Consider the following 23397-nt stretch of genomic DNA (forward strand, 5'->3'; position numbering starts at 1 on the left):
AAATCTGTGCAGCCACGCTGAGTTGGGGCGTCAATCCGCGGCGCCGGGTGATGTATACGTGGTCATAGGTATCCGACGATGCCCGTCGCACCCTTCCCGTCGCGGCGCATAGGGTTCGGCATGCCCGAGGGTGTGCGGTCCGACAGGAAGTGTGCGACGAGGTGGCACTTAGCGGGTGTGCAGTGCTCCGTCGCCAGAAACCCGATCGCGGGAAGAGATGATCCACCCTCCCGGCGCCGTGCCAGTATGAAAGTTGGGCACGGCGATCCACCGGACCGGCCGGGGCGCTGATGCCGGAGATGCCATGGGCAGTGAACGGCGACGGGCGTTAATTGCGGGGGGACTTCTGGTCCTCCTCGCGCTGGCCGCGCTCGCCCTGGGTGGGACCCTCCCCGAATACACGCCACCGCGCCCGCGATCGCCGCAGACCGGGCCCGCGGGGGCGATCGTTGTCCTCGTCCTGGCGGTAATTGCGCTCGCAATCCTCCTGTTCGGACTGATTGCCGCACTGCGTCGTGGTGCGCCCGCCGCGACGACGGGGGATGTGTCGGGTGGCAGGGAAATCGAGATTGGGCGGCCCACCCGGCGACAGATCGTGATTGCCGTGGTGGTTGTGCTTGCGGTACTCGGGTTGTTCGTGGCGCTCGGCGCGATCCGGGCCGGCGAGCCTTCGCAGACGGATCAACAGCGGACAACCCCGTCGAGCGACGACGATGCGTCGGGTGGCGAGGCCGCCGCGGACGAGTCGCAGGCGGCTGAGCCGCCCACTGACGACAACATTCTCGATGTGGTCGCACTCGCCGGTGTGGCAGTAGTCGCGGTGTCGCTCGTCGGTGTGGCGGTGCTGGCCGCACGGTCTCGCCCCGAGGTGGTTGTCGGAGAGCAGGCATCGCGCACATCGGCTGCCGAATCCTCGGCGACTGTGTCCGAGTCGTTGGCCCGCGCGGCGGAGCTCGGCCTCGCCGAGATGGCCGACCCGGGTCGCGATCCGCGAGAGGCGATCATCGCCTGTTACGCGGCCATGGAGAGCGCGCTCGCGGATGCGCCGGACGTCGCGCCACGGGCATCGGATACGCCGTCTGAAGTGCTCGAGCGTGCGGTCGGACACGGTGTGCTGCGGACGGGCGCGGCCGCCGAGTTGGTTGAGCTGTTCACCGAGGCACGGTTCAGCCCGCACCGGATGGGTGAGGCCGATCGTGCGTCGGCGACGCGTCAGCTTCGCGCGGTGCTCGATGATGTGCGGGCGGTGCAGAACCCATGATTCGGATCGTTGCCGTCGGTGTCCTGGTGCTCGTGCTGGTGGAGATCGTGGTGGTGGGTGGCCCCGCGCGCGAGTGGGTATTTGTTGCCGGCGCGTTGGTGCTCGCGGTTGTCCTCGCTGTGCTGCGCGTCGGCGTGGGGTCGGGCGGCGCGCCGGCCACGGGTGTTGCACCGGATCCGACACCGGACGAGGCGATGGAACGCTGGCGCGACCGCACCCGCATGCAGTTGGCCTGGGCCGACGGCACGCGCGGAGATTGGGACCGGCACCTGCGGCCGATGCTCGCACGCGACTTCCAACTCGCACTGGGACGGCGCTTCGACACCGCGGGTCCGTCCGGCGCGAACAGCTTGAAAACCGCCGGAACCATGATGTTCGGCGACGAGCTGTGGCAGTGGGTTGACCCGTCAGCCATCGCTTCGGAGGACCGCGATCGGCCAGGGCCGGGTCGAGAAGTGTTGGAGGACATCCTCGTTCGTCTGGAACACATGTGAGGGACCGATGACCACACCGCTCGATGTATCCACTGCGCGCGCCGACGCAGTGCTCGCGGAGATCGGGCACGTCGTCGTGGGCAAAGAGCAGTCGTTGCGGCTGATCCTGGTCGCCATGCTCGCGGGCGGCCACGTGCTGATCGAGGATCTGCCCGGCCTCGGCAAGACACTCATCGCGCGCTCGTTCGCCGCTGCGCTCGGACTCGACTTCGCCCGTGTGCAGTTCACACCGGACCTACTGCCGGCCGATCTGCTCGGTTCGATGATCTATGACATGAGGTCGAGCCACTTCGAGTTCCGGTCCGGCCCGATCTTCACCAACCTGCTGCTCGCGGACGAGATCAACCGGACGCCACCGAAGACTCAGGCCGCGCTGCTCGAGGCGATGGCGGAATCGCAGGTCAGCATCGACGGCGAAACCCGGCCGCTGCCCGACCCCTTTGTCGTGCTCGCTACCGACAATCCAATCGAATACGAGGGGACCTATCCGCTGCCGGAGGCACAGCTCGACCGTTTCACGATCCGGTTGCGCCTCGGCTACCTGGCGGAATCGGATGAGCGAGAGATGTTGCGCCGCAGGCTTGACCGTGGCGCGCGGGCACCCGCTGTCGACCAGGTCGTGGATGGCACCGACTTCCTTGCGATGCGGGAATCGGTCGAACAGGTCTCGGTGCACGCCGATGTGCTGGCGTACATCGTCGCGCTGGCAGCGGCCACGCGGTCGCATCCACAGGTTGAGGTTGGGGCCAGCCCGCGCGCTGAACTGGACCTGATGCAGCTCACCCGCGCCCGCGCGATGCTCGCCGGGCGGGACTACGTCATCCCGGAGGATGTGAAAGCGCTTGCGGTTCCGGCGATCGCGCACCGGATCAGCCTGCGGCCCGAGATGTGGGTGCGCCGGATCCAGGGCTCGGATGTGGTGAGTGAGTTGTTGCACCGACTTCCGGTGCCGCGGGCCGGACGATGAGCACAACGACGCTGGAGCACATGGCCGGTGTGGTCGGCGAACTGCATTGGCGCCCATCCCCGCTCTCTCGCGCACTGGCAACCAGTGGCGCGGTCTCGTTGGCTGTGGCGATCGCGCTTACCCGGGCCGATCTGCTGGTCTTCGCCGCGCCACTGCTCGGCGTGCTCGCCGCTGGACTGTGGCAGCGCGGCAGTGGGACCGTCCGCGCGCACGGCGATCCGGAGGTCGTGCGCTGCTTCGAGTCCGAGACCATGCGACTGCGCATCGGCGCGAACCCGGTGGCCGGTCTGAGGACGGTGCGCATCCGGCCCGAACCGACCAGCGGGCTCGAATTCGCCGATGGATACGAAGATGGCTGGCGGACAAATGAATTCGAACTAAGCCTGTGTGCGCGACGTTGGGGGAACTATCCGGTGGGCGTGCGGGTCGAGGGCAGTGCGCCATCCGGCCTGCTGGTTGGCGATATCGTGCTGCCGGTCGCCACGGCGCTGGTGTATCCGTTGGTGAGCCCGCGCCGCACAGGATTGCCCGAGGTCGAACTTCCGGACCGGCTCGGCACCCACCTCACCCGGCGGCTCGGCCCCGGCACCGAATACGCCGACATCCGGGTGTGGGTGCCCGGGGACCAGTTGCGTTCGGTGAACTGGCCGGTGAGTGCGCGCCGCGGCCGACTGCACGTCACCGAGCGGCTGACAGATCGCGCGGCCGACGTCGTTGCGGTGGTGGACACCTATCCGCAGCCAACCGGCCCGGCGACCGAGGCACTCGACCGAGCCGTGCGCGGGGCCGTGCAGGTGGTGCAGACCGCGTTGCAGGAGGGTGACCGGGCCGGGGTGGTTTCGCTCGGCCGGCCGATTCGTTGGCTCTCACCGGATATCGGCCGCCGCCAGTTCTACCGCGTGCTCGACGCCGTGCTTGCGTCCGCGGACACCGGCACCGCGACGGGCACGCTTGCGCCGCGGTTCGCGGTCCCGCCCGGTGCCGTAGTCATCGCCTTCTCGACGTTGCTCGACACCCAGTTCGCGCTCGCGCTGATCGAACTGCGCCGCCGCGGGCACAAGGTGGTCGCCGTCGACGTCCTGGCAGGGACGCCGTTCGACCCCGATCCGGAACCGATCCTCGCCCATCTGTGGCGGCTCGAACGCAGCGGGATGCGCCGCGATCTCGGGGTGGTCGGGGTGGATGTCGTTGCATGGGCGGGGGAGACCGAGCTCGACGCCGTCATGCGGATGGTGACGGGCCGTGCAGCGAGGCCGCACCGGCGGAGCCCGCGGAGCCGGCGGTGAACAGGCGATGAGAGCTGTTGCGGCAGGCGCTGGTTTGCTCATGATCGCGGCGACCGGGGTCGGCTTGACCGACTGGGCGCTGTGGCTGGTTTTGCCGGCCGCGGTGCTCGTACTCATCGGAGTGTTCGCGCGTCACTCCGCGACGGCCGCCGTGCTTGCCGCGCTCGGGTTGCTCGCGCTCGGGAACCCGTCGCTTGCTATGTCCGCGGCTGCCGGCCTGGCCGCCACCGCGTACCTATTGTCCGCGCACGCCGATCTACCTGCGGTGCAACCGATTACGGTCCTGGCCGTGGCGTCGGCGGCCGGGTTCGCCGCAGTCGCGGTACTCGCCGCGTCGATTCCACACGACCTTGCCTGGATTCCGCTCGTCGCCCCGGTGCTGGTGGCGCTGCTGTACGCGGGAGCCGTCCTTGCCGCACGCGGCGAGATCCCCGTGCGTCCCTGACCGATCAGCGGTTGCGGCGAAGACTGAGCCGGCGGCGCGGGCGTTCCGCGGATCGCGCGATGCGTGCCGCTTCGGCCGCGTCGACGATCTTGTCGCGGATGCGATTCCAGTCGGCGCCGCGGGCAAGCTCGGCCCGATCCACAGCCGACCAGCCCGCGCGGTCCACGTACTCCGGGCGACGTGAGCGCACCAGTTCGACGAGATCGGACTGAGCGCGGCGCGGCTGCCTCAACTTCCCGGCGTTGAGGTCCGCGACCAGATTCTCGGTGGTCTCGTGCGCGCAGGACTTGTTCGTCCCGATGAAGCCGCTCGGTCCGCGCTTCGCCCACCCGGTCACGTAGGTGCCCGGCACCGGCTCGTCGGCCGATCCCACTCGTCCCGCATCGTTGGGCACGATGCCCGACGCAGGGTCGTACGGAAGGTCTGCGACCGGCACCCCTCGATAGCCGATCGAGGTGAGCAACAGGCCGGTGTCGATCCGAACCGCGTTGTCCTGCACGTAATCCACTGAGGCGCCGTCGTCGGTGGAAGTGCCGGGAGCGAACTCGACGCCCGTCACCTTCTCCTCGCCGACCACTTCGGTGGGGGACAGCATGTAGCGCAGCACAACTCGCCGACGTCCCGAGGCCGGGGTCGAGGCATCCGGCAGCGCGGCGAGCGCGGACAGCTTGTGCCGCAAGGTGGATGAAACGATTCCTTCGCGGATTGCGGCCGCACTGTCCAGCATCGCGGACTCACGATCCACGACCACGTCGAAGTCCTCGTGGGCAAGCAGTCCGGTGAGTTCGGGCATGGTGAACGCCGACTGCGCGGGTCCACGACGGCCGATCACGACGATCTCCTCGACGCAGCTCTTGCGCAGCGTCGCGAGTGCATCACGGGTGATGTCCGTGCCGGCGAGCCGTTCGGGGTCGCTGGCGAGGATGCGGGCGACGTCGAATGCCACGTTGCCGTTGCCGACGATGACGACCCGCGGGCCGGACAAGTCGAATTCGCGGTGCACGTGATCGGGGTGGCCGTTGTACCAGCCGACGAACTCCGTCGCGGATGCCACACCGGGCAGATCCGCGCCGGGCACGTCGAGCCGTCGATCCGAGGACGCGCCGACCGCGTAGATGACGGCGTGGTGGTACGCGAGCAGTTCCTCGTGCGAGATGTGCTTGCCCACTTCGACATTGAGGAAGAACTCGAAGCCGTCCTCGCGCGAGATCTTGTCGAAGAGCTCGGTCACCTGCTTGGTGCGCTGGTGATCGGGTGCGACGCCGGAACGGGCCAGGCCGTACGGCACCGGCAGCCGGTCGAATACGTTCACCAGCGCGCCGGGCTGCTTGAGAATCTCGTCCGCCGCGTACATCGCGGCCGGTCCGGAACCGACGACCGCGACCCGCAGCGAGCCTTGATCAGTGCTCGCTGCGGTCACGTTCACCACCTGCGCCAGGATCGGGACCTCGTTCTGGCGCGTCTTGTAGAAGTCGGCGTTGAGCTCGATGAACGGCAGCTCCGACGGGTTTAGCTTGCCCTGCGGCTTGATCGCGTCCACCGGGCAGGCGGTCACGCAGGCCCCGCAGTCCACGCAGGTTTCCGGATCGATGTACAGCATCTCCGCGGTGGCGAAGTCCGGTTCATCGGGGGTCGGGTGGATGCAGTTCACCGGGCAGGCGAAGACGCACGAGGCGTCGCTGCAACAGGATTGAGTGACGACGTGAGGCATAAACAGGGGTCCTAGCTTGTGTCGCGCCGGATCAGCTGGCGAGCTTCATGGGCTCGCGCTCGGGCTCGCTGCGGAAGCGCGAGGCGCGGCCGTCGATCTTGAGTAGACGCCACAGCAACTTGGCGACCGGGTTCATCAGACCGATGTCCTCGCCGAGCATGCGCAGGTCACCGAAGTAGCTGCGCAGCGTGGCGCGCGACTCCTTGCTGTTCCAGAACAGGTCCTTCTTCACCGAGCGCGGGATGTCGAACTCGTCCCAGAACTCCGGCGGCGGCACCACGATCGCGTTGCACAGCACGCGAAGCACGATCGGGTACACGAGCGAGAGGACGAACCGCGCGAACGGGCCATGCTGCGGAACGCGCTGGCGCAGGAACTCGTGCGCGAACGATATGTGCCGCGCCTCTTCGGCGACGTGGATGCGCATCACGCCCTTGAGCGTCGGGTGGTAGTCACCGTCGGTGCGCAGGTAGCTCTTCTGGATGTGGTCGATCGGCTCCTCGCCGGCGAGCACGCCCATGAAGAAGACAGACGGAAGCGGGCGGGCGGCCAGCGGAATGAACGGTGCGAGCACGCGCAGGATCGGGCGGAGGCCACGGACGTTCACGCCGGTTCGGTTGACCAGTTCCTGGAACATCAGGGTGTGGTTGCACTCCTCGATGACCTCGTGGGTGCAGTAGCGGAATTCCGCGGAGTTATTGGGCAGCCGCGAGATGTGCTGCATGAAGCCGCCGATCAGGATCTGCTCGAACTGCAGACCGACCTTGGCGACGTTGGCCTGCCGGTACATTCCGACCGCGATCTTCTTGTCCTCGGGCAGCGCGCGGTACCAGGGGTGGGCGCCAACGGGATCGATCAACGGGAGAATCCAGCGGTGGTCGTTCTCTACCACGGCGAACTCGGGGGAGTCCCAGTCGATGTCCTTGTACGGGCTGAAGCTGCGGTGGAGGGAACCATCCGACAGGCGGTTCAGAAGCTCGTCGTATTCGGCATGCGCGTCCAGCGCAGCAGCCGAATCAGATGCGGAGGGCTTTTCGACGGTAGTCATCGGGGCGTCCTTCATGCTCCTCGTACGGCGATCCGGCCATACAACCCAACGGCCAGGATCCTGTAACTCGCCATAACTGTAACTGTCAGTTGCAGTTAAATCCAATACGAGTTCCATGAGTCGGCCGATTCGCGCAAAAATGCGTTCGTGCGCGCAAGATCTTGCGCGCACGAACGCACTTTGCATGCCCCGATCGGGTGTTACGGCAGAAGCTGATCCATGAAGGTGTTGCTATAGACGCGGTTCGGATCGAACTCGTTGAACACCGCGACTGCGGTGTCCCAGTTATCGGAGCCGGGCACACCCTCGCGGTAGCTGTTCGGCAGATCGTTGCTGATGATGGCGCCGTTGGTGTACGGCTTGGCGTCGGTGAACGCCCAACCCTTCGACCACTCGGGACGGAAGGCGTACTCGGAACCGGTGAAGTGCGAGCGCATCCACTGTTCCATCTCGCGGTAGAACGCGAACATGCCCTTGGTGCCGGGGACGCCGAGCACGTTCAGCCAGATCGCGGTGTCCCACTCGGGGTGGTCCTGGCGCGGGCGCACGGATGAGATGGTGGGCCCGCCCGCCGTTGCAACCTTGACGTCGCCCTGCTCGTCGAGTCCACAGCAACGGATTTCGACCGGACCGTTGAGCGGGTACTCGCCGAGGTCCCGGTAGTACTCGACACGGTCGTTGAACCACTCGGCGAATTCGTGGATGACCTTCCCGATGTTCTCACGCTTCGTGATGACAGCCCCGCCGCCCTCGGTCAGGCGCAAAGTGGAGGCCTTGATGTAGAACTGGACGTCCTTGGACCATCCCCAGATGTCCGCCGATTCGCTCGATTTGAGACCGGAGACGGTCTGGCTGTACATCAAGCTGCCGAATGTCGGAGCGGTAGTCGCGGAGCCACTGGTCACCCCACCGATCAGGTCGGCGGTGTTGTCGCCCAGATTGTCGGAGAACGGGTAGTTGTACGGCCCGGTTACTTCCCTGGATGCGGCCGGCTTGGTCGGCGCGACCGACCACACCTTCATCCACGGCTTCTCGGTGAAGGGGTACCAGATCGCCTCGGCGCCGCCATTTGCCTTGACGAAGCTCTCGAACGTGCGGCCCGATGCGCCCTTGGCTGCGAACAGTTCGGTCCACGGGATATCCGTGTAGCTCTGGCAACGCATCCGGAGGTTCGGTCCGGCCTGAAGGGTCACCGAGGTGATGAACGTGCGACCGAGGGCAGTCAGCAGAGGCTTGATCTTCGGGTCGCTACGCGTGAAGGTGCGCTCGGCGTACTCGGTGCCGTTCCACACCACCGCGGTGAGCGAGGTGACCAGGTTCGACAGCGAACCGTAGGTGTGTCCGTCGAGAGTGCTCTGCCCTTCGGCCGGCAGCGCCGCACCGTGTGCGTTGACGGCCAGGGCGCCGCCGATCGTGAGGACACCGGGGGCGGGCAGATTGGCGATGCCCAGGCCGTCGTTCTGCAGTGCGGTGGTGATGTCGTCGAGGGTGGCGCCGGCGCCGGCGGTGACGGTGGCCGGGGAACCGCCGTTGACGACCACACCGTTCAGGTGCTTTGTCGTGTCGACGAGGATGACCTTGGCGACTGAAGCGCCCTGGACGACAGTCAGCGGCGTCCAGCCGTGCATGGCACCGCGCGGACGCAGCGTGTAGCCGTTCGCGTGCGCCCAGTTCGTCAGGGTGACAACGTCATTTGCGTTCTTCGGCGTGGCGGTCCACACCGAGTCCAGCTGGATCTCCTTGGACCAGTTCTCGTACGCCTGCTGGGTCAGATCGATGCCGGACGGGAAGTTCGGGGGCTCGGGAAGTGTCGCACCGCCGGAGGATCCGGACGGCAGGGCGTAGACGGGGGTCCAGCCGCCCATCGCGGTTACAGCAAGGGCGCCTGCACCGGCGGCGAGGAATCCCCGCCGGGACAACCCGGCGGATTTTTTGGACACGGGCATGGGTGACTCCAGGGGTGTTGAAAATGGGAGAGTGGTACTGCGAGTGACCGTTGGAGTGGTCAGGTGTTCAACGGTGTTAGGCGAAGGTCAGCACGACATCGGCGAGTGCGGGTGCGTCGTCACGTTCCACCACGGTCGCGCCGATGATCAGGCGTCCTTCTTCGCGCCAGATCCGGATCCGCAGGGTCTCACCTGGGAAAACGACACCCGCAAAGCGTGCGCTGAAGCCGGTGACCCGGCGGGCGTCGCCGTCGAGTGCGGCATCCGTGGCGGTCCGGCAGACCGTGCCGTACGTGCACAGACCGTGCAGGATCGGCGCGGGGAAACCCGCGTTCTTCGCGAATTCGGGATCCGAGTGCAGCGGGTTGCGGTCACCGCACATGCGGTAGAGCAGGGCCTGCTGCGGCGCGATTTTGGTGGTGACCTCGACATCCGGGGCGCGATCGGGCAGCGCCACCGACTCGGACGGTCCGCGTTCGCCGCCGAAGCCGCCCTCGCCGCGGGCGAAGATCGACGAGCGTGCGGTCCATAGCGGCTGACCCTCGGAGTCGACGGTGACGAACTCCTGGACGATCACCGCCGCCTTGCCCTTGTCCCACACCTCGGCGATCCGACGGGTGGTGGTCGCCTTGCCCGATGGCGGCAGCGGACGATGCACGGTCACCGACTGGCTGCCGTGCACCACCTTCGCCAGGTCGATCTCCACACCGGGGAACGAAACCTTCGGCGGCTCGGTGTCGTGGAACGTCGCTGCGACCGTCGCGAACGTCGGCAGCACGTACGGATCCACGTCATCGAGGTAGCGCAGCTCGCGGGTATCGAGCGGGTTGGAGCCCGCGCCGACACCGAGGTTGTAGAGCTGCACGTCGGAGGTGTCCCACGAGAATTCCTGGGTGGGCAGCTCCGCGCCGATGGCGATGCTTGGGTCGATCGGCATCTCGCGTTCCTACTTTCCGGCGGCCACGGAGGTGGCGCCCTTGTGGTCCGCGATGTGGTGCGCGGCCAGGTATCCGAAGGTCATCGCGGGGCCAATGGTCGCGCCGGGGCCGGCGTAGGTGTGGCCCATGACCGGGATGCTGTTGTTACCGACGGCGTAGAGGCCCTCGATGATGGTGTCGTCCTCGCGCAGCACCTGCGCGGCAGCGTTGGTCTTCAGGCCGCCCTTGGTGCCGAGGTCGCCCGGAACCATCTTGATCGCGTAGAACGGGCCCTTCACCAGCGCAGCCAGGTTCGGGTTCGGCTTGTTCCACGGGTCGCCGTAGTAGTTGTCGTAGCCACTGTCGCCGCGGCCGAAGTCCTCGTCCTTACCGGTCTTCGCGAAGCCGTTGAAACGGGTGATGGTGGCCTCGAGCTCGTCCACCGGCAGGCCGGTCTTTTCGGCCAGCTCGGCGATGGTCGGCGCCGAAACGACGACACCCGACTCGAGCCACTTCTTCGGGAAACGCTGCTCGGGCTGTAGGCCGGCGAACATGTACCGGTCGCGGTAGCCCTGGTCCATGATCATCCAGGCCGGGACGTTCTCGCCCGGGCCCTCACCGATGCCGTACTCGCCGCCGTACATCCAGTGGACGGCCTCGACGTAGGGCAGCGCCTCGTTCATGAAGCGCTTGCCGCTCAGGTTGACCATGATGCCGCCGGGCAGCGAGCGCTCGGCGAGGCAGAACCACGGGCCGTTGGGCAGCGGGATGGTCGGGCCCCACCAGGCGTCGTCCATGAGCGCCACGGCGCCGCCGAGCTTCTGACCGGCCTGGATGCCGTCACCGGTGTTGGCCGCCGCGCCGACGGTCCACTCGGTGCCGATTGGTGCGCGCTGGTACTTCTTGCGCATCTCGTCGTTGTGCTCGAAGCCGCCGGCCGCGAGCACAACGCCGTAGCGGGCGCGGATGAGTTCCGGCTTGCCGTCGCGCAGCACGTTCACGCCGCGGACCACGCCGTCCTCGGTGAAGAGGTCGGTCATCGGGGTGTTGAGCAGGATCGGCACGTTGGCGTCCAGCAGACCCTTGCGCAGGCCGGCGATCAGGGCGCGGCCCATGCCGAGCAGGGCCTTGTTCGTGAGGCGGCCGTAGAACAGACGCGCACCGATGCGCATGCCCCGGAGCCAACCCTTGTAGGTCTGCTTGCGCAGGTTCAGCCAGCGGTAGTCGGCCTGGGTGACGACGACGTTCATCGGAGTCTTGCCGTAGGGCGGCTCGAGGTTCTTCAGTTCGGCGCCGAGCACCTTGCCGTTGAACGGCTTGGGCTCAACCGAGCGACCGCCGACGCGGCCACCGGGAGCCTCGGGGTAGTAGTCCGAGTAGTTCGGCACCCACGTGAGCTTCAGCGGCGTCTTGTCCAGCACGAAGTCGAGCATCTTGGGACCCTGCTCGAGGAAGGTGTCGATCAGGTCGGCGGGCGCGTGCTCGCCGATGATCGAGTGCAGGTACGTCCGGGCCGCTTCCGGGGTGTCCTTCACGCCGTCCTTCTTCAAGGCCGGGTTGTTCGGGATCCAGACGCCGCCACCCGAGCGGGCCGTGGACCCGCCGAAGTGCGCTGCCTTCTCGATGATGACCACACTGAGGCCCCGATCGGCCGCGGTCAGGGCGGCGGTCATACCACCGCCGCCGCTTCCGACCACGACGATGTCATATTGCTGCTCGCTCATGTAGAACACGTTATAGAAAAGAGTGCCCGCTGGTCCAATCTTTCCTGACAGGAACTTTTGACCGATACTGGATCGGTTATGGCAACGTGTTCCAATGTAGGCAGGTTTGGCGGGAATGAGCCGCGGGTTTCCGCGGAGAAGGGGAAGTGATGCTTTCCGACGATGTGAGGGCCGATCTGGCCGAGCGGCTCGCGGTCGCTGAGCGTGATCGCGTCCCGATCGAGCCGCTGACCAATCACTACGCCGACATCGACGTTGTCGACGCCTACGAGATCCAGCTGCTCAACATCCGTCAGCGGCTGGCGTCCGGCGCCAAGGTGGTGGGCCACAAGGTGGGCCTGTCCTCGCTGGCGATGCAGCAGATGATGGGCGTCGACGAGCCGGACTACGGCCACCTGCTCTCCGACATGGTGTGCACCGAGGAAGAGCCGGTCGATACCGCGCGCTACTGCTTCCCCCGGGTGGAGGTTGAGCTCGGTTTCATCCTGGGCGCAGACCTGCCCGGAGAGGACTGCACCGAGGAAGACGTGATCGCCGGCACCGTCGCGATCGCGCCTGCCATCGAGCTGATCGACAGCCGCATCCAGGACTGGAAAATCAAGCTCGCCGATACGATTTCGGACAACGCCTCGTCTGCCGGCTACGTGCTCGGCAAGCAGCGTGTAGCGCCCGGCGATCTCGACATCAAGGGCATCGACGCGGTGCTCACGCGCAATGGCGAGCGGATCGCGGAAGGCCGCAGCGACGCGGTGCTCGGCGATCCGGTGATCGCGGTTGCATGGCTCGCCCGCAAGGTTGCCAGCTTCGGAGTCCGGCTCAAGGCCGGCGATATCGTCCTGCCCGGGTCGTGCACCCGGGCCATCGACGCCCGCCCGGGCGACGATTTCCTCGCCGAGTTCGCCGGGCTCGGCTCGGTCTCGCTTCAGTTCAAGTAGGGAGTGGTTATGACCAAAGCTAAGGCCTCGGTGGCCATTGTCGGGTCGGGCAACATCAGCACCGACCTGCTGTACAAGCTGCAGCGTTCCGAGTTCCTCGAAGCGCGCTGGATGATCGGCATCGACCCGAACAGCGAGGGCCTCAAGCGCGCCGCGGGCATGGGCCTGGAGACGTCCGCAGAGGGTGTGGACTGGCTGCTTGCGCAGGACGAACTGCCCGACCTGGTGTTCGAGGCGACCTCGGCATACGTGCATCGCGACGCGGCGCCGAAGTACGCCGCGGCCGGAATCCGCGCGATCGACCTGACCCCCGCGGCTGTCGGTCCTGCCGTGGTGCCGCCCGCGAACCTGCGTGAGCACCTCGATGCGCCGAACGTCAACATGATCACCTGCGGTGGTCAGGCCACCATCCCGATCGTGCACGCGGTTTCGCGGGTCGTCGAGGTGCCCTACGCGGAGATCGTCGCGTCGGTGGCGTCGGAGTCGGCCGGTCCGGGTACGCGCGCGAACATCGATGAGTTCACCAAGACGACAAGCCGGGGCATCGAGGTGATCGGTGGCGCCGCGCGCGGCAAGGCGATCATCATCCTGAACCCCGCCGATCCGCCGATGATCATGCGCGACACCATCTTCTGCGCGATCCCCGAAGACGCCGATCGCGACGCGATCGCGGACTCGATCCATCGGATCGTCGCCGACATCCAGGAGTACGTGCCCGGATACCGGCTGCTCAACGACCCGCAGTTCGACGAGCCGAGCGTGGTCTCGGGTGGCTACGCCACGGTCACCACGTTCGTCGAGGTCGAGGGCGCGGGCGACTTCCTGCCGCCGTACGCCGGCAACCTCGACATCATGACGGCGGCCGCCACCAAGGTGGGCGAGGAAATCGCCCAGCAGCTTCTCAGCGTGAGGGTGTGATTCACCAATGTCTCTGATCGACAGCTCAATTCATTTCGACTCGTCTTGGGACATCCGGGTCACCGATACCTCGCTGCGCGACGGCTCGCACCACAAGCGTCACCAGTTCACCGGTGACGAGGTCCGGGCAATCGTTGCGGCGCTGGACCTTTCGGGTGTTCCGGTCATCGAGGTCACCCACGGTGACGGCCTCGGCGGCTCCTCGTTCAACTACGGCTTCTCCAAGACGCCGGAGCAGGAGCTCATCAAGATCGCGGTGGACACCGCGCAGCAGGCGAAGATCGCCTTCCTGATGCTGCCCGGCCTCGGCACCAAGGAAGACATCATCGAGGCGCAGGACAACGGCGCGTCGATCTGCCGGATCGCCACGCACTGCACCGAGGCCGATGTCTCGATCCAGCACTTCGGGCTCGCCCGCGAGCGCGGCCTCGAGACCGTCGGCTTCCTGATGATGGCGCACACCGTCAGCCCGGAGAAGCTGGCCAAGCAGGCCCGCATCATGGCCGACGCGGGTTGCCAGTGTGTCTACGTCGTCGACTCGGCCGGTGCGCTCGTGCTCGAGCAGGTCGCGGATCGTGTATCCGCGCTGGTGGACGAACTCGGCCACGACGCGCAGGTCGGCTTCCACGGTCACGAGAACCTCGGACTCGGTGTCGCCAACTCGATCGAGGCGGTCCGCGCGGGCGCCAAGCAGATCGACGGCAGCACCCGGCGTTTCGGCGCGGGCGCGGGCAACGCGCCGGTCGAGGCGTTCGTCGGCGTGTGCGACAAGATCGGCGTCAAGACCGGCATCGACTTCTTCAAGATCGCCGATGCGGCAGAGGATGTCGTTCGTCCGGCGATGCCGGCCGAGACCCTGCTCGATCGCTCCGCCCTGATGATGGGATACGCGGGCGTGTACTCGAGCTTCCTCAAGCACGCCGAGCGGCAGGCCGAGCGCTACGGCGTCTCCGCCTCCGAGATGCTCGTGCGCGCCGGCAAGCGCAAGCTCGTCGGTGGCCAGGAGGATCAGCTCATCGACATCGCGCTCGAGTTGGTGCGGGAGAAGGCTGACGCCGCGAGCTGATCGCAGCTGAACGAGAAACCGCGGTGGACACCATTGTCCACCGCGGTTTCGTCTGTCCGGAGCAGTTTCCGGGAGGTGCGGTTTTCGGTCCGTAGACCCCAGCGTCTCGGTGCGCCGTTCTCGGGCCGTTCACCCCTCGCCGTAGTAGTGCTCGGGGCGCCGCTCTCGGGCCCGTTCACCCACCGCCGCACACTTCCTGTTGTCCCGCACAGGTTTCCGCATGCCGGGGCGTGTGCGAGAGCTCAGGAAGTGTGCGGCGAGGAGGCAGTGCTACTTCAGTGCAGTGCTACATGACCCGCAGTGCGGGGTCGGGTCAGTGCGCGACCGGGCAGCGCGCCGCGTCGGCGTTCACGCCGTACTCGACCTCGAACCGCTTGACGCCGTTGATCCAGCCGGACTGCAGCCGGGTTGCATCGCCGAGCTTGGACACGTCCGGAATCACGTCCGCGATCGCATCGAAGATCAGCCCGAGCTCGAGCCGGGCGAGGTTCGCGCCGAGGCAGTAGTGCGCGCCGGTGCCGCCGAAGGACAAGTGCGGGTTCGGGTCTCGCAGGATATTGAACTCGTGCGGATTCTCGAACACCTCCTCGTCGTAGTTCGCCGAGCCGTACAGCATGACTACGCGCTGACCCGCCGCGATCGCGGTGTCGCCAACCACGGTGTCCACGAGCGCGGTGCGCTGCTGACAGATCAGCGGCGTCGTGTACCGGATGATCTCGTCGGCGGCGGTGGCCGGACGCTCGTTGCGGAACAGCTCCCACTGGTCGGGGTGCTCCATGAACGCCATCATGCCCAGCGTCGTTGCGTTGCGGGTGGTCTCGTTGCCGGCCACCGCGAGCATGATGACGAAGAAGCCGAACTGCTCGGGCGTGAGCAGTTCGCCGTTCATGTCGGCGTGCACCAGCGTCGAGATTAGGTCGCCGACCGGCTCCTTGCGGCGCTGCTCGGCGAGTTCGTATGCGTAGCCGAGGATCTGGGCGGTAGCCATGCGGGCTTGGCCCTCGGTGTCCTCGTCGTCGTAGCCCGTCATCTGGTTGGACCATTCGAGCAGCTGTGCGCGCTGATCCTCCGGCACGCCGATCAGCTCTGAGATTGCGTGCATGGGCAGCTCGGTCGCGATCTGCGAGACGAAGTCGCCGCTCCCGTTCGCCGCCGCGTTCGCACAGATCTCGGCGGCCTTGGCGCGCAGGCCTTCTCGCATTGACTCGACGCCGCGCGGGGTGAACATCTTCGACACCAGGCGACGCAGCTGCGTGTGCTCGGGAGCGTCCTTGTTGATCAGAACGTTCTTGGTGAGCTCGAACTCCTCGGGGGAGATGCCCTCCTCGTGGCGCGGGATCGCACCCAACACGTTGCTGGAGAACACATCCGAGCGCTTGGAGATGTCACGGACGTCCGCGTGCTTCGAGATAACCCAGAAGCCGTCGTCGGCGAAGCCGCCGACCCCGGGCTCCTTGGCGTTCCACCAGATCGGAGCGCACCGGCGCAGCTCGGCGTATTCGGCGAACGGCATGCGCTCGCCGTACATGACGGGATCGGTGACATCGAATCCCACCGGCAGCGTCAGTTCGGTCATCGGGTCTTCCTTACTCGCAGATCACAACTGGGATCTGCCGATCGGTCCAGGACTGGTACTTGTCGAAGTCGGAGTACATCGCGACGAGCTTCGGCCACAGCGCGGCCCGCTCCTCGTCAGTGGCGACACGAGCCGTCATTTGCCGGATGTTCGACTTGATTTGCACGGTGACATTCGGGTTGGACCGAATGTTGTAGAACCATGCGGGGTTCTTGGGCAAGCCGCCCTGCGAGGCGACCACGACGACGCGCGGGCCGTCCTCGATGTACAACAGTGGGCTGATGCGCTCTTCGCCGGATTTCCGGCCGATCGAGGTCAGCAGCAGTACCGGAATGCCCCACGGGAATGCGGCGCCGACGCGCCACTTGCTGCCGATGCGGCCGCCCGTGGCGCGGTACAGGCGGGTGTTCACCTGCGACATGATCTTGATGATCTTGCCCGTCATGGGTGAGTCGAGACCCTTGGGTGCATCTGTGCTGGTCATGCTGGCCTTTCGTGTTGCGATATCAGGCGAGGATCATCCGAGCGGACTTCTCAATCCGATCGGCGATCTGGGTGTATGACTCATACCCCATGCCCGCGCGCACGAGTGCACCCGCGTAGAGCAGTTCGAGAGCTTCGATGGTGTCCGTGTCGGCGTTCTCGCCGAGGGCGTCGCTGATCCGGTTGCGGATCTCGAGGCCGATGCGGACGCGCAGATGATCGACATCCGGATCGCGGCCGAGTAGGGCGCTGGTCACTGCGCCCGCGAGTTCGGACTCGTCCGCCACGAGCAGCGCGATGTGGCGCAGCACTGCAATGGCACGCTCGGCCGGATCGGTGGCCTCGAGTTCCGGCTGCGGGGTTCCCGCGAGCCGCCGCCAGAACACCTCGGCGACGAGATGTTCCTTCGAGGAGAAGTAGGTGTACGCGGTAGCGGGCGCGACACCGGCGCGCGAGGCCACCATGCGTACGGTCAGTCCGGCGAAGCCCTCGGCGCTGAGCACCTCGACAGCGGCGCGCGTCAGCCGGTCCACCGTGTCGGCCTGCTTCTCGGTCAGGCGACGCCGGGTGGACTCCAGATTCACGGAACTAGACACATGTCTGGACGCTACTATAACCAGGTATCCGGGGCAACACTGCCACGCCGTTTGAGCCGGTCTGGCCTCGTTTTCTGCGGGCCGATAGATTCCACCGTATGACGCACCCCGGCGCTACCGTTTCGGCGCGCACCGCCCACCTCTTCCAGCTTGCCGAGTCCACGATCGGATTCCTGCCTCAGGACGAGGGTTTCGCGCTGTACCAGGCAGCGGTGGCGGCGCTGGGCGCCGCCGATCGTGGTGAGGACGCCGGCGAGCGCACGGCCGTGGAGATCGGGACCTACTGCGGCAAGTCCACCGTGCTGCTCGGCGCGGCCGCGGAGGAGAGCGACGGCGTGATCTACACCGTCGATCATCACGGCGGCTCCGAGGAGCACCAGCCGGGCTGGGAGTACCACGACACCTCGCTCGTCGACCCGGTCACCGGTCGCTTCGACACCCTGCTGAAGTTCCGGCACGCGATCGTCGGTGCCGACCTCACAGAGCGCGTGGTCGCGCTCGTCGGACGATCGCGCATCGTCGCCAAGGTGTGGCGCGCGCCCATCGATTTCCTTTTCATCGATGGCGGGCACACCGACGAGGCAGCGCAGGCCGATTTCAATGGCTGGGCCAAGTGGGTCCGCAACGGCGGCACCCTCGCCATTCACGATGTGTTCCCGGACCCGAACGATGGCGGCCAGGCGCCCTACCGCATCTACCGGCGCGCGCTGGACAGCGGGAAGTTCCGCGAGGAGTCGGTCACAAGTTCGCTGCGCGTGCTTGTGCGTATCGACGGCAACGCGGGCGACGAGATCGACTGAACCGGTTCACTTACGGGTGCGAATCTTGTTCGTGGGTGCGAAGTTTTGGCCCCGGGAACAAGATTCACACCCGTTTGAAACTCAGCGCTGGGTGACGCACTCGCAGTCGTAGCTGCCTTCCAGCCCGAGGGGCAGGTGTTCGCCGCGGAAGATGCCGTTGCCCGGCGTGGTGCGCGACAGGGCATCGGCGGCCAGCACCACCGCCGCACCGGTCCAGGTGGTCCGTTCCTCGGGCCAGCGCTTGCCATCGGCGAATACCAGCCCGGTCCAGTAGGAACCGTCCGCCTCGCGTAGGTGCTGCATGGCCGCGAACTGCTCGTGCGCGGCACGAGGCCGGGCGAGGGTGTCCAGCGCGAGCACCAACTCACAGGTCTCGGCACCGGTCACCCAGGGGCGATCGCTCACGCAACGGATGCCGAGGCCGTCGACAACGTAATCGTCCCAACCCAATTCGATGCGGTGGTGCGCCTTTGTGCCGCGCAGTGCGCCGCCGAGGATGGGGTAGTACCAGTCCATCGAGTAGCGCATCTTCTCGCTGAACTCTTCGGGATGATCGGCAATCGCATGCCGGAGTCGTCCGACCGCGACCTCCCATTCGGGCTGTGGATCGTCGACGTGCGCGGCGATCGCGAGCGCGCACCGCAGCGCTTGGTGAATGCTCGAGCATCCGGTGAGCAGTGCTTCGGTGAAGTCGCCCTTGGGGGTTCGCGCCCAGCCGATGGTGCCGGAGGCGTTCTGAAGGTCTAGCACGAAATCGATAGCGCGCTGCACGACCGGCCACATCCGGTCGATAAAGCGATCGTCACCGGTGATCAGGTAGTGGTGCCACACGCCGACGGCGATGTACGCGCAGAAGTTGGTGTCCGAATGCGGGTCTTCCACCACGCCATTGCGGAACTGCAGCGGCCAGGAGCCATCCGGGCGTTGCGTACTCCGCGACCATTCGTAGGCGCCCTCGGCGGCATCGATGAGACCGGTGACGGACAGCGCCATCGCGTTCTCGATGTGGTCCCACGGGTCGGTGTGGCCACCGGTGAACCATGGGATGGCGCCGCTGGATTCCTGCTCGGCCGCAATGGCACGGCCGGTGGCGGCGCAATCCTCAGGAGAGAGCACTCCCGTGACACCGGGAATCTCGCACCGACGCAACGGCTTACACCGGCTTCCGGAAGTACAGGGCGACGCTCTTCCCGACGAGCGGGTTGAGCAGCGATTCGGCCGTGCGGGTCACGCGCGGTGCGGAGAGCATGTCCCACACCAGCAGCTTGTGGTAGCCCTTCACGAGCGGGTGCTCGTTGCGCTCCACGCCCACAGCGCATTTGATCCACCAGTACGGCGCGTGCAGCGCGTGCGCGTGGTGACTGTGCGTGAATTCGACGCCGTTCGCGAGAACCTTGTTCTTCAGCTCGTCGGCCTTGTAGATGCGGATGTGCCCGCCCTCGTTGGCGTGGTAGGAGTCGGAGAGCATCCAGCAGACCTTCTCGGGCAGCCAGCGCGGGACGGTGACGGCAAGCCGGCCGCCGGGCTTGAGTACGCGGACCAACTCGGAGATCGCCTGCTCATCGGCGGGCACGTGCTCGAGAATTTCGGAGGCGACCACGCAGTCGAACTCGCCGTCGGCGAACGGGAGCGCAAGCGCGTCACCGGCCACCGTCTTGGCGTTCGCGCCGGCAGGCACCTCGTCGGCCTTGGCCATGGCGTCGAACATCTCTGCGACCCCGGCGAGGTCATCCACGTTCTGATCGAAGGCCACGATGTCGGCGCCGCGACGGTACGCCTCGAAGGAGTGCCGGCCTGCGCCGCAACCCACGTCGATCATCCGGGTGCCGGCACCGATACCGAGCCGGTCGAAATCCACCGTCAGCATGACGGGTTTGCCTCCTTCACGGCCGAGATGGCCGCCTCGTATACCGCAACAGTCTGTGCGGCAACAGAACTCCAACTGAACCGCTCCAGCGCCCGCTTGCGGCCTGCAACGCCAAGCGCTGCAACGCGATCCGGGTTGTCGAGCAGTTCGCCAATGACCTTCATGAGTGTTTCCACGTCGCCCGGCGGAACCAGGATAGCGGCCTCGCCGTCGGTGCCGACAACCTCGGGGATCGCGCCCGCGCGGCTGGCGACCAATGCGGTGCCGCTTGCCATGAACTCCACGGCGGGCAGCGAGAAACCCTCGTAAAGCGAAGGGATGCAGGCGATTTCGGCGGACGCGATAAGCGCGGCGAGCTCCTCGTCGGACAGGCCGGACGAGGTGTGCACGACATCGCCGATCGCGAGTTCGTCGATCAGCTTGCGGGTCGGTCCTTCCGGGTCGAGCTTGGTGACCAGCTGCAGTTCGACATCGTGCTCGATGCGCAGCTTCGAGACTGCCTGCAGCAGATTGTTGACGCCCTTGAGGGGGACGTCCGCGCTGGCGATCGCGACGATGCGGCCCTTCTTGCGCGGCGCGTTCCCGGGTGCGAACAACTCGGTATCGACACCGAGCGGCACTACATCGAGCTGGCCGGGCCGAACGCCGAAGTCCGTGCCAATGTCGGTTGCCGAGGTGCTCGACACGGTGAGCAGGTGCGGGAGCTTCTGCGCGACCTTGCGCTGCATGCGCAGGAATCCGTACCAGCGCGCGGTGGCCGGCTTGCGCCACCACTTCGCGGCCGCCAGGTCGACGGTGCGGTCCCGGGTGATCGGGTGGTGCACGGTGGCGACCACCGGCATCCCGGTCTTCGCGATATCGAGCAGGCCGTAGCCGAGGCACTGGTTGTCGTGCACCACGTCGAAGTCATCGGCGCGCCCGCGCAGAATCCGGGCCATGCGCTTGCTGAACGTCAGCGGCTCGGGGAAGCCCGCTGTCCACATGGTGAGCACCTCGCGCGCGTCGATCAGGTCCCGGATCTCGCTCGGATGCGGCGTGCGGAACGGGTCGGGCTCGCGGTACAGGTCCAGACTCGGGACCTTGGTGAGTTTGACCCGCGGGTCGAGGTCCTCCGGATAGGGCTGCCCGGAGAAGACCTCGACCTCATGACCGAGTTCGGCCAGGCCACGGCTCAAATAGCGAACGTAGACGCCCTGTCCGCCACAGTGAGGCTTGCTCCGGTAGGAAAGCAGGGCAATACGCACGCTTGGCTCATTTCGCCCCGGTCTACGGACGCCGGGAGGTCGGGTGACAGGTCTTGCACGAGGGTGCTGCCGGCTTATGTGACCGGCAGCACCGTTGACGTCATGCTAATAGACCGGTGTCCAGGTTGCGCAGCTTGCCTGCAAGCCGATCAAGGTAGGCGACAACCTCTTCTTCGGACTTATCGGGCAGGCCGTAGAGCACGTCGGTTACGCCGAGTTCGGTGAACTGTGCCAGGCGCTCGGCGTCCGGCTTGAATTCGAGCACGACGATCCGGGGCAGGCCCTCCCGGCCGGCTTCCTTCCAGATCTTGTGCAGCAGCTGCACACGCTCGGCAATGTCCTGCTCGCCCGGCGTGGTGATCCAGCCGTCCGCGTACTTGGAGATCCAGTTGAAGTTGCGCTCGTTGCCCGCCGCGCCGATCAGGATCGGCACTCGCGGCTGCGAGACGGTCTTGGGCCACGCCCAGCTCGGCCCGAACTTCACGAACTCGCCGTCGTAGCTGGCTTCCTCGTCCGACCACAGCGACTCCATGGCCTGCAGGGTCTCCCGCAGCACGGTGCGCCGCTTGCCTGCCGGCACGTTGTGGTCGGCGAGCTCGTCGGTGTTCCAGCCGAAACCGGCGCCGAGCACCACGCGGCCACCGGAGAGGTGGTCGAGCGAGGCGATCGTCTTGGCCAGCGTGATCGGGTCGCTCTCAACCGGCAGCGCGACCGCGGTGGCCAGCTCGATCCGCTCGGTGACCGAGGCCGCCGTGGCGAGCGCGACCCACGGGTCGAGGGTGCGCATGTAGCGGTCGTCCGGCAGGGTCTCGTCGCCGGTCTGCGGGTGTGCCGCCTCCCGCTTGACCGGGATGTGGGTGTGCTCGGGCACGTAGAACGAGTGGAAGCCCCGTTCCTCGGCGGCCTTCGCGGCGGCCGCGGGCGCGATGCCGCGGTCGCTGGTGAACAGGACGATGCCTGCCTTCATAGCTCTTGCTCCTTTGTCGGTCAGTTCGTCTCGGTGGCGGGGGTTCGGGTGGCCGCGCTGATGCCGGCCCGGCGGCCGTAGAAGCTGCCGTCTCCCAGCGAAGTGCCGCTGGCGTAGCCGCCCGCGCACACTCCCGACGTGCAACGCCCGGCCGCGAACAGGCCGGGGATCGGATCGCCTGCGATGTCGAGCACAGCCGAATCGAGGTCGGTACGCAACCCGCCGAGCGTGAAGCCCGCGGTGCAGTTGCGGAGGTCGAACGCTGCGATCCCCGAACCGATCGGCTTGACCCACTCCGGCTTCTTGCCGAACAGCGGATCCTCGCCCTTGGCGGCGTGGTGGTTGTAGATCTCGACCGTGGTCTGCAGGGACTTCTCCGGCAGGCCCATCTCGGCTTCGAGCTCCTCGACGGTTTCGCACACCCACTTGGGCTGGGTCCGGAAGAACGGCGTGGACGTCTCGGTGGCCATGGCCGCCTCGTACGCCTCCTCGTCGATGAGCAGGTACGACTGGTTCTCCTGATGGAACAGCGTCAGCTGTCCGATCCGGCCGGGGTAGGTGTCCTCCGGGACGTACCGCTGGCCGCGGCCGTTGACGAGGATGCCGCGGGCCATCATCTGCGGGTCGCCGAAGAACGCGACCTCCGTCGCGTCCATGTGCGCGACATCGGCGCCGAGGGCCTGCGCGATGAGGATCGCCCGGCCGTCGTGCTCCTCGATCGCGGCACCGGGCCGGCCGATCAGGCGAGGAGCGTTCGACTCGATCATCTTGTTGTTGTAGGCGAAGCTGCCCATCGCGAGCACCACGCCGTTGCGCGCACGGATAGCGAACTCGTCGCCGTACTTCTTGGTGATCAGGCCGACCACACGCCCGCTGTCGTCCACGACGAGGCGCTGCACCCGGACGTCGTATTCGGCTCGGACACCAAGCTTTTCGGCAGTCTCGACGAGCGGCTGCATGAGCATGAAGCCGCCGCCCTTTTCGCCGGTTCGCTTGTGCAGCATCTGCGGAACGTGCCCGCGCGGCGCCGGGGTGGCGATGGTGTTGAACGGCGCAGCGTTCTCGCCGCCGGAGTACATCAGGCCCTCGTCGTGCGGCGGCTCCCAGCCGGGCTCGCCCCAGAAGGCCTCCTTGAACGGCACGCCG

Annotated in this window: 22 protein-coding genes; 9 read left to right on the forward strand and 13 right to left on the reverse strand. The window is 66.7% G+C overall.

What is annotated here, in order from left to right; all coding sequences use genetic code 11:
* The first annotated feature begins 304 nt into the window (after positions 1-304).
* The 5 genes from A8G08_RS05020 to A8G08_RS05040 are packed head-to-tail and all read left to right on the forward strand — an operon-like array spanning position 305 to position 4453.
* Positions 305-1261, forward strand: a complete 957-nt coding sequence (locus A8G08_RS05020; RefSeq protein ID WP_068270971.1) for a DUF4129 domain-containing protein — start codon at positions 305-307, stop codon at positions 1259-1261.
* On the forward strand, positions 1258-1755 hold the full coding sequence (locus A8G08_RS05025; protein ID WP_068270974.1) for a hypothetical protein: 498 nt from the start codon (positions 1258-1260) through the stop codon (positions 1753-1755). The genes A8G08_RS05020 and A8G08_RS05025 overlap by 4 nt, the downstream gene beginning before the upstream one ends.
* A 7-nt stretch (positions 1756-1762) precedes the next feature.
* Positions 1763-2722: an AAA family ATPase gene (locus tag A8G08_RS05030; RefSeq protein WP_068270977.1), complete on the forward strand. Its 960-nt coding sequence runs from the start codon at positions 1763-1765 to the stop codon at positions 2720-2722.
* Entirely contained in the window at positions 2719-4008 is a 1290-nt protein-coding gene (locus tag A8G08_RS05035; RefSeq protein ID WP_245672664.1) for a DUF58 domain-containing protein, read from the forward strand. Before A8G08_RS05030 ends, A8G08_RS05035 begins: the two co-directional genes overlap by 4 nt.
* 7 nt (positions 4009-4015) lie before the next feature.
* Positions 4016-4453: a hypothetical protein gene (locus A8G08_RS05040; protein WP_068271028.1), complete on the forward strand. Its 438-nt coding sequence runs from the start codon at positions 4016-4018 to the stop codon at positions 4451-4453.
* A 4-nt stretch (positions 4454-4457) separates the two neighbouring features.
* Here the strand turns inward: A8G08_RS05040 and A8G08_RS05045 are convergent, their stop codons facing one another.
* The 5 genes from A8G08_RS05045 to kstD all read right to left on the reverse strand — a co-directional run bounded on the left by A8G08_RS05045 (position 4458) and on the right by kstD (position 11808).
* Positions 4458-6164, reverse strand: a complete 1707-nt coding sequence (locus A8G08_RS05045) for an FAD-dependent oxidoreductase (protein WP_068270980.1) — start codon at positions 6162-6164, stop codon at positions 4458-4460.
* 31 nt (positions 6165-6195) lie between these two features.
* On the reverse strand, positions 6196-7212 hold the full coding sequence (locus tag A8G08_RS05050) for an AurF N-oxygenase family protein (protein ID WP_068271031.1): 1017 nt from the start codon (positions 7210-7212) through the stop codon (positions 6196-6198).
* Between the two features lie 200 nt (positions 7213-7412).
* Positions 7413-9158, reverse strand: a complete 1746-nt coding sequence (locus A8G08_RS05055) for a cholesterol oxidase substrate-binding domain-containing protein (protein ID WP_068270985.1) — start codon at positions 9156-9158, stop codon at positions 7413-7415.
* Between the two features lie 76 nt (positions 9159-9234).
* On the reverse strand, positions 9235-10095 hold the full coding sequence (locus tag A8G08_RS05060) for a MaoC/PaaZ C-terminal domain-containing protein (RefSeq protein WP_068270988.1): 861 nt from the start codon (positions 10093-10095) through the stop codon (positions 9235-9237).
* A gap of 9 nt (positions 10096-10104) precedes the next feature.
* On the reverse strand, positions 10105-11808 hold the full coding sequence (gene kstD / locus A8G08_RS05065) for a 3-oxosteroid 1-dehydrogenase (RefSeq protein WP_068270991.1): 1704 nt from the start codon (positions 11806-11808) through the stop codon (positions 10105-10107).
* A gap of 140 nt (positions 11809-11948) precedes the next feature.
* Between kstD and A8G08_RS05070 the strand changes: the two genes are divergently transcribed.
* Genes A8G08_RS05070 through dmpG form a run of 3 tightly spaced genes read left to right on the forward strand, consistent with a single transcriptional unit; the run spans position 11949 to position 14718 of the window.
* Positions 11949-12734, forward strand: coding sequence for a 2-keto-4-pentenoate hydratase (locus A8G08_RS05070; protein WP_068270995.1), 786 nt, complete (start codon positions 11949-11951; stop codon positions 12732-12734).
* Positions 12735-12743: 9 nt separating this feature from the next.
* Positions 12744-13652 (forward strand): acetaldehyde dehydrogenase (acetylating), encoded by a 909-nt coding sequence (locus tag A8G08_RS05075; RefSeq protein ID WP_068270997.1) that lies wholly within the window; start codon positions 12744-12746, stop codon positions 13650-13652.
* Between the two features lie 7 nt (positions 13653-13659).
* Positions 13660-14718, forward strand: coding sequence for a 4-hydroxy-2-oxovalerate aldolase (dmpG, locus tag A8G08_RS05080; RefSeq protein ID WP_068270999.1), 1059 nt, complete (start codon positions 13660-13662; stop codon positions 14716-14718).
* A gap of 313 nt (positions 14719-15031) precedes the next feature.
* Here the strand turns inward: dmpG and A8G08_RS05085 are convergent, their stop codons facing one another.
* Genes A8G08_RS05085 through A8G08_RS05095 form a run of 3 tightly spaced genes read right to left on the reverse strand, consistent with a single transcriptional unit; the run spans position 15032 to position 17361 of the window.
* Positions 15032-16294, reverse strand: a complete 1263-nt coding sequence (locus A8G08_RS05085; protein ID WP_068271002.1) for a cytochrome P450 — start codon at positions 16292-16294, stop codon at positions 15032-15034.
* Positions 16295-16304: 10 nt separating this feature from the next.
* Positions 16305-16778: a nitroreductase family deazaflavin-dependent oxidoreductase gene (locus A8G08_RS05090; protein ID WP_068271005.1), complete on the reverse strand. Its 474-nt coding sequence runs from the start codon at positions 16776-16778 to the stop codon at positions 16305-16307.
* 22 nt (positions 16779-16800) lie between these two features.
* Positions 16801-17361 carry a TetR/AcrR family transcriptional regulator gene (locus tag A8G08_RS05095; protein ID WP_068271008.1) on the reverse strand — a complete coding sequence of 187 codons (561 nt, stop codon included), beginning with the start codon at positions 17359-17361 and terminating at the stop codon, positions 16801-16803.
* A 110-nt stretch (positions 17362-17471) separates the two neighbouring features.
* On the opposite strand from A8G08_RS05095, the gene A8G08_RS05100 reads away from it, so the two are divergent.
* Positions 17472-18173 (forward strand): class I SAM-dependent methyltransferase, encoded by a 702-nt coding sequence (locus A8G08_RS05100; RefSeq protein ID WP_068271009.1) that lies wholly within the window; start codon positions 17472-17474, stop codon positions 18171-18173.
* Positions 18174-18254: 81 nt separating this feature from the next.
* Here the strand turns inward: A8G08_RS05100 and mmpH are convergent, their stop codons facing one another.
* The 5 genes from mmpH to A8G08_RS05125 form a co-directional block, all read right to left on the reverse strand.
* On the reverse strand, positions 18255-19322 hold the full coding sequence (gene mmpH / locus A8G08_RS05105; RefSeq protein ID WP_068271012.1) for an MMP endo-(1,4)-3-O-methyl-alpha-D-mannosidase: 1068 nt from the start codon (positions 19320-19322) through the stop codon (positions 18255-18257).
* Between the two features lie 4 nt (positions 19323-19326).
* The gene (locus A8G08_RS05110; RefSeq protein ID WP_068271015.1) at positions 19327-20040 is read right to left on the reverse strand and encodes a class I SAM-dependent methyltransferase; all 714 of its coding nucleotides are present in this window, start codon (positions 20038-20040) and stop codon (positions 19327-19329) included.
* Complete coding sequence (locus A8G08_RS05115) at positions 20034-21284, reverse strand: glycosyltransferase family 4 protein (protein ID WP_068271018.1); 1251 nt, start codon at positions 21282-21284, stop codon at positions 20034-20036. Before A8G08_RS05115 ends, A8G08_RS05110 begins: the two co-directional genes overlap by 7 nt.
* 100 nt (positions 21285-21384) lie before the next feature.
* A complete protein-coding gene (locus tag A8G08_RS05120; RefSeq protein ID WP_068271022.1) occupies positions 21385-22251 on the reverse strand; it encodes an LLM class F420-dependent oxidoreductase in 867 nt (288 codons plus the stop codon).
* Between the two features lie 20 nt (positions 22252-22271).
* Positions 22272-23397: FAD-dependent oxidoreductase (locus A8G08_RS05125; protein WP_068271034.1), on the reverse strand; the 1126-nt coding region annotated here is incomplete at its 5' end.

The organism is Aldersonia kunmingensis (genome assembly GCF_001646865.1).
In the GTDB taxonomy this organism is placed as follows: domain Bacteria; phylum Actinomycetota; class Actinomycetes; order Mycobacteriales; family Mycobacteriaceae; genus Aldersonia; species Aldersonia kunmingensis.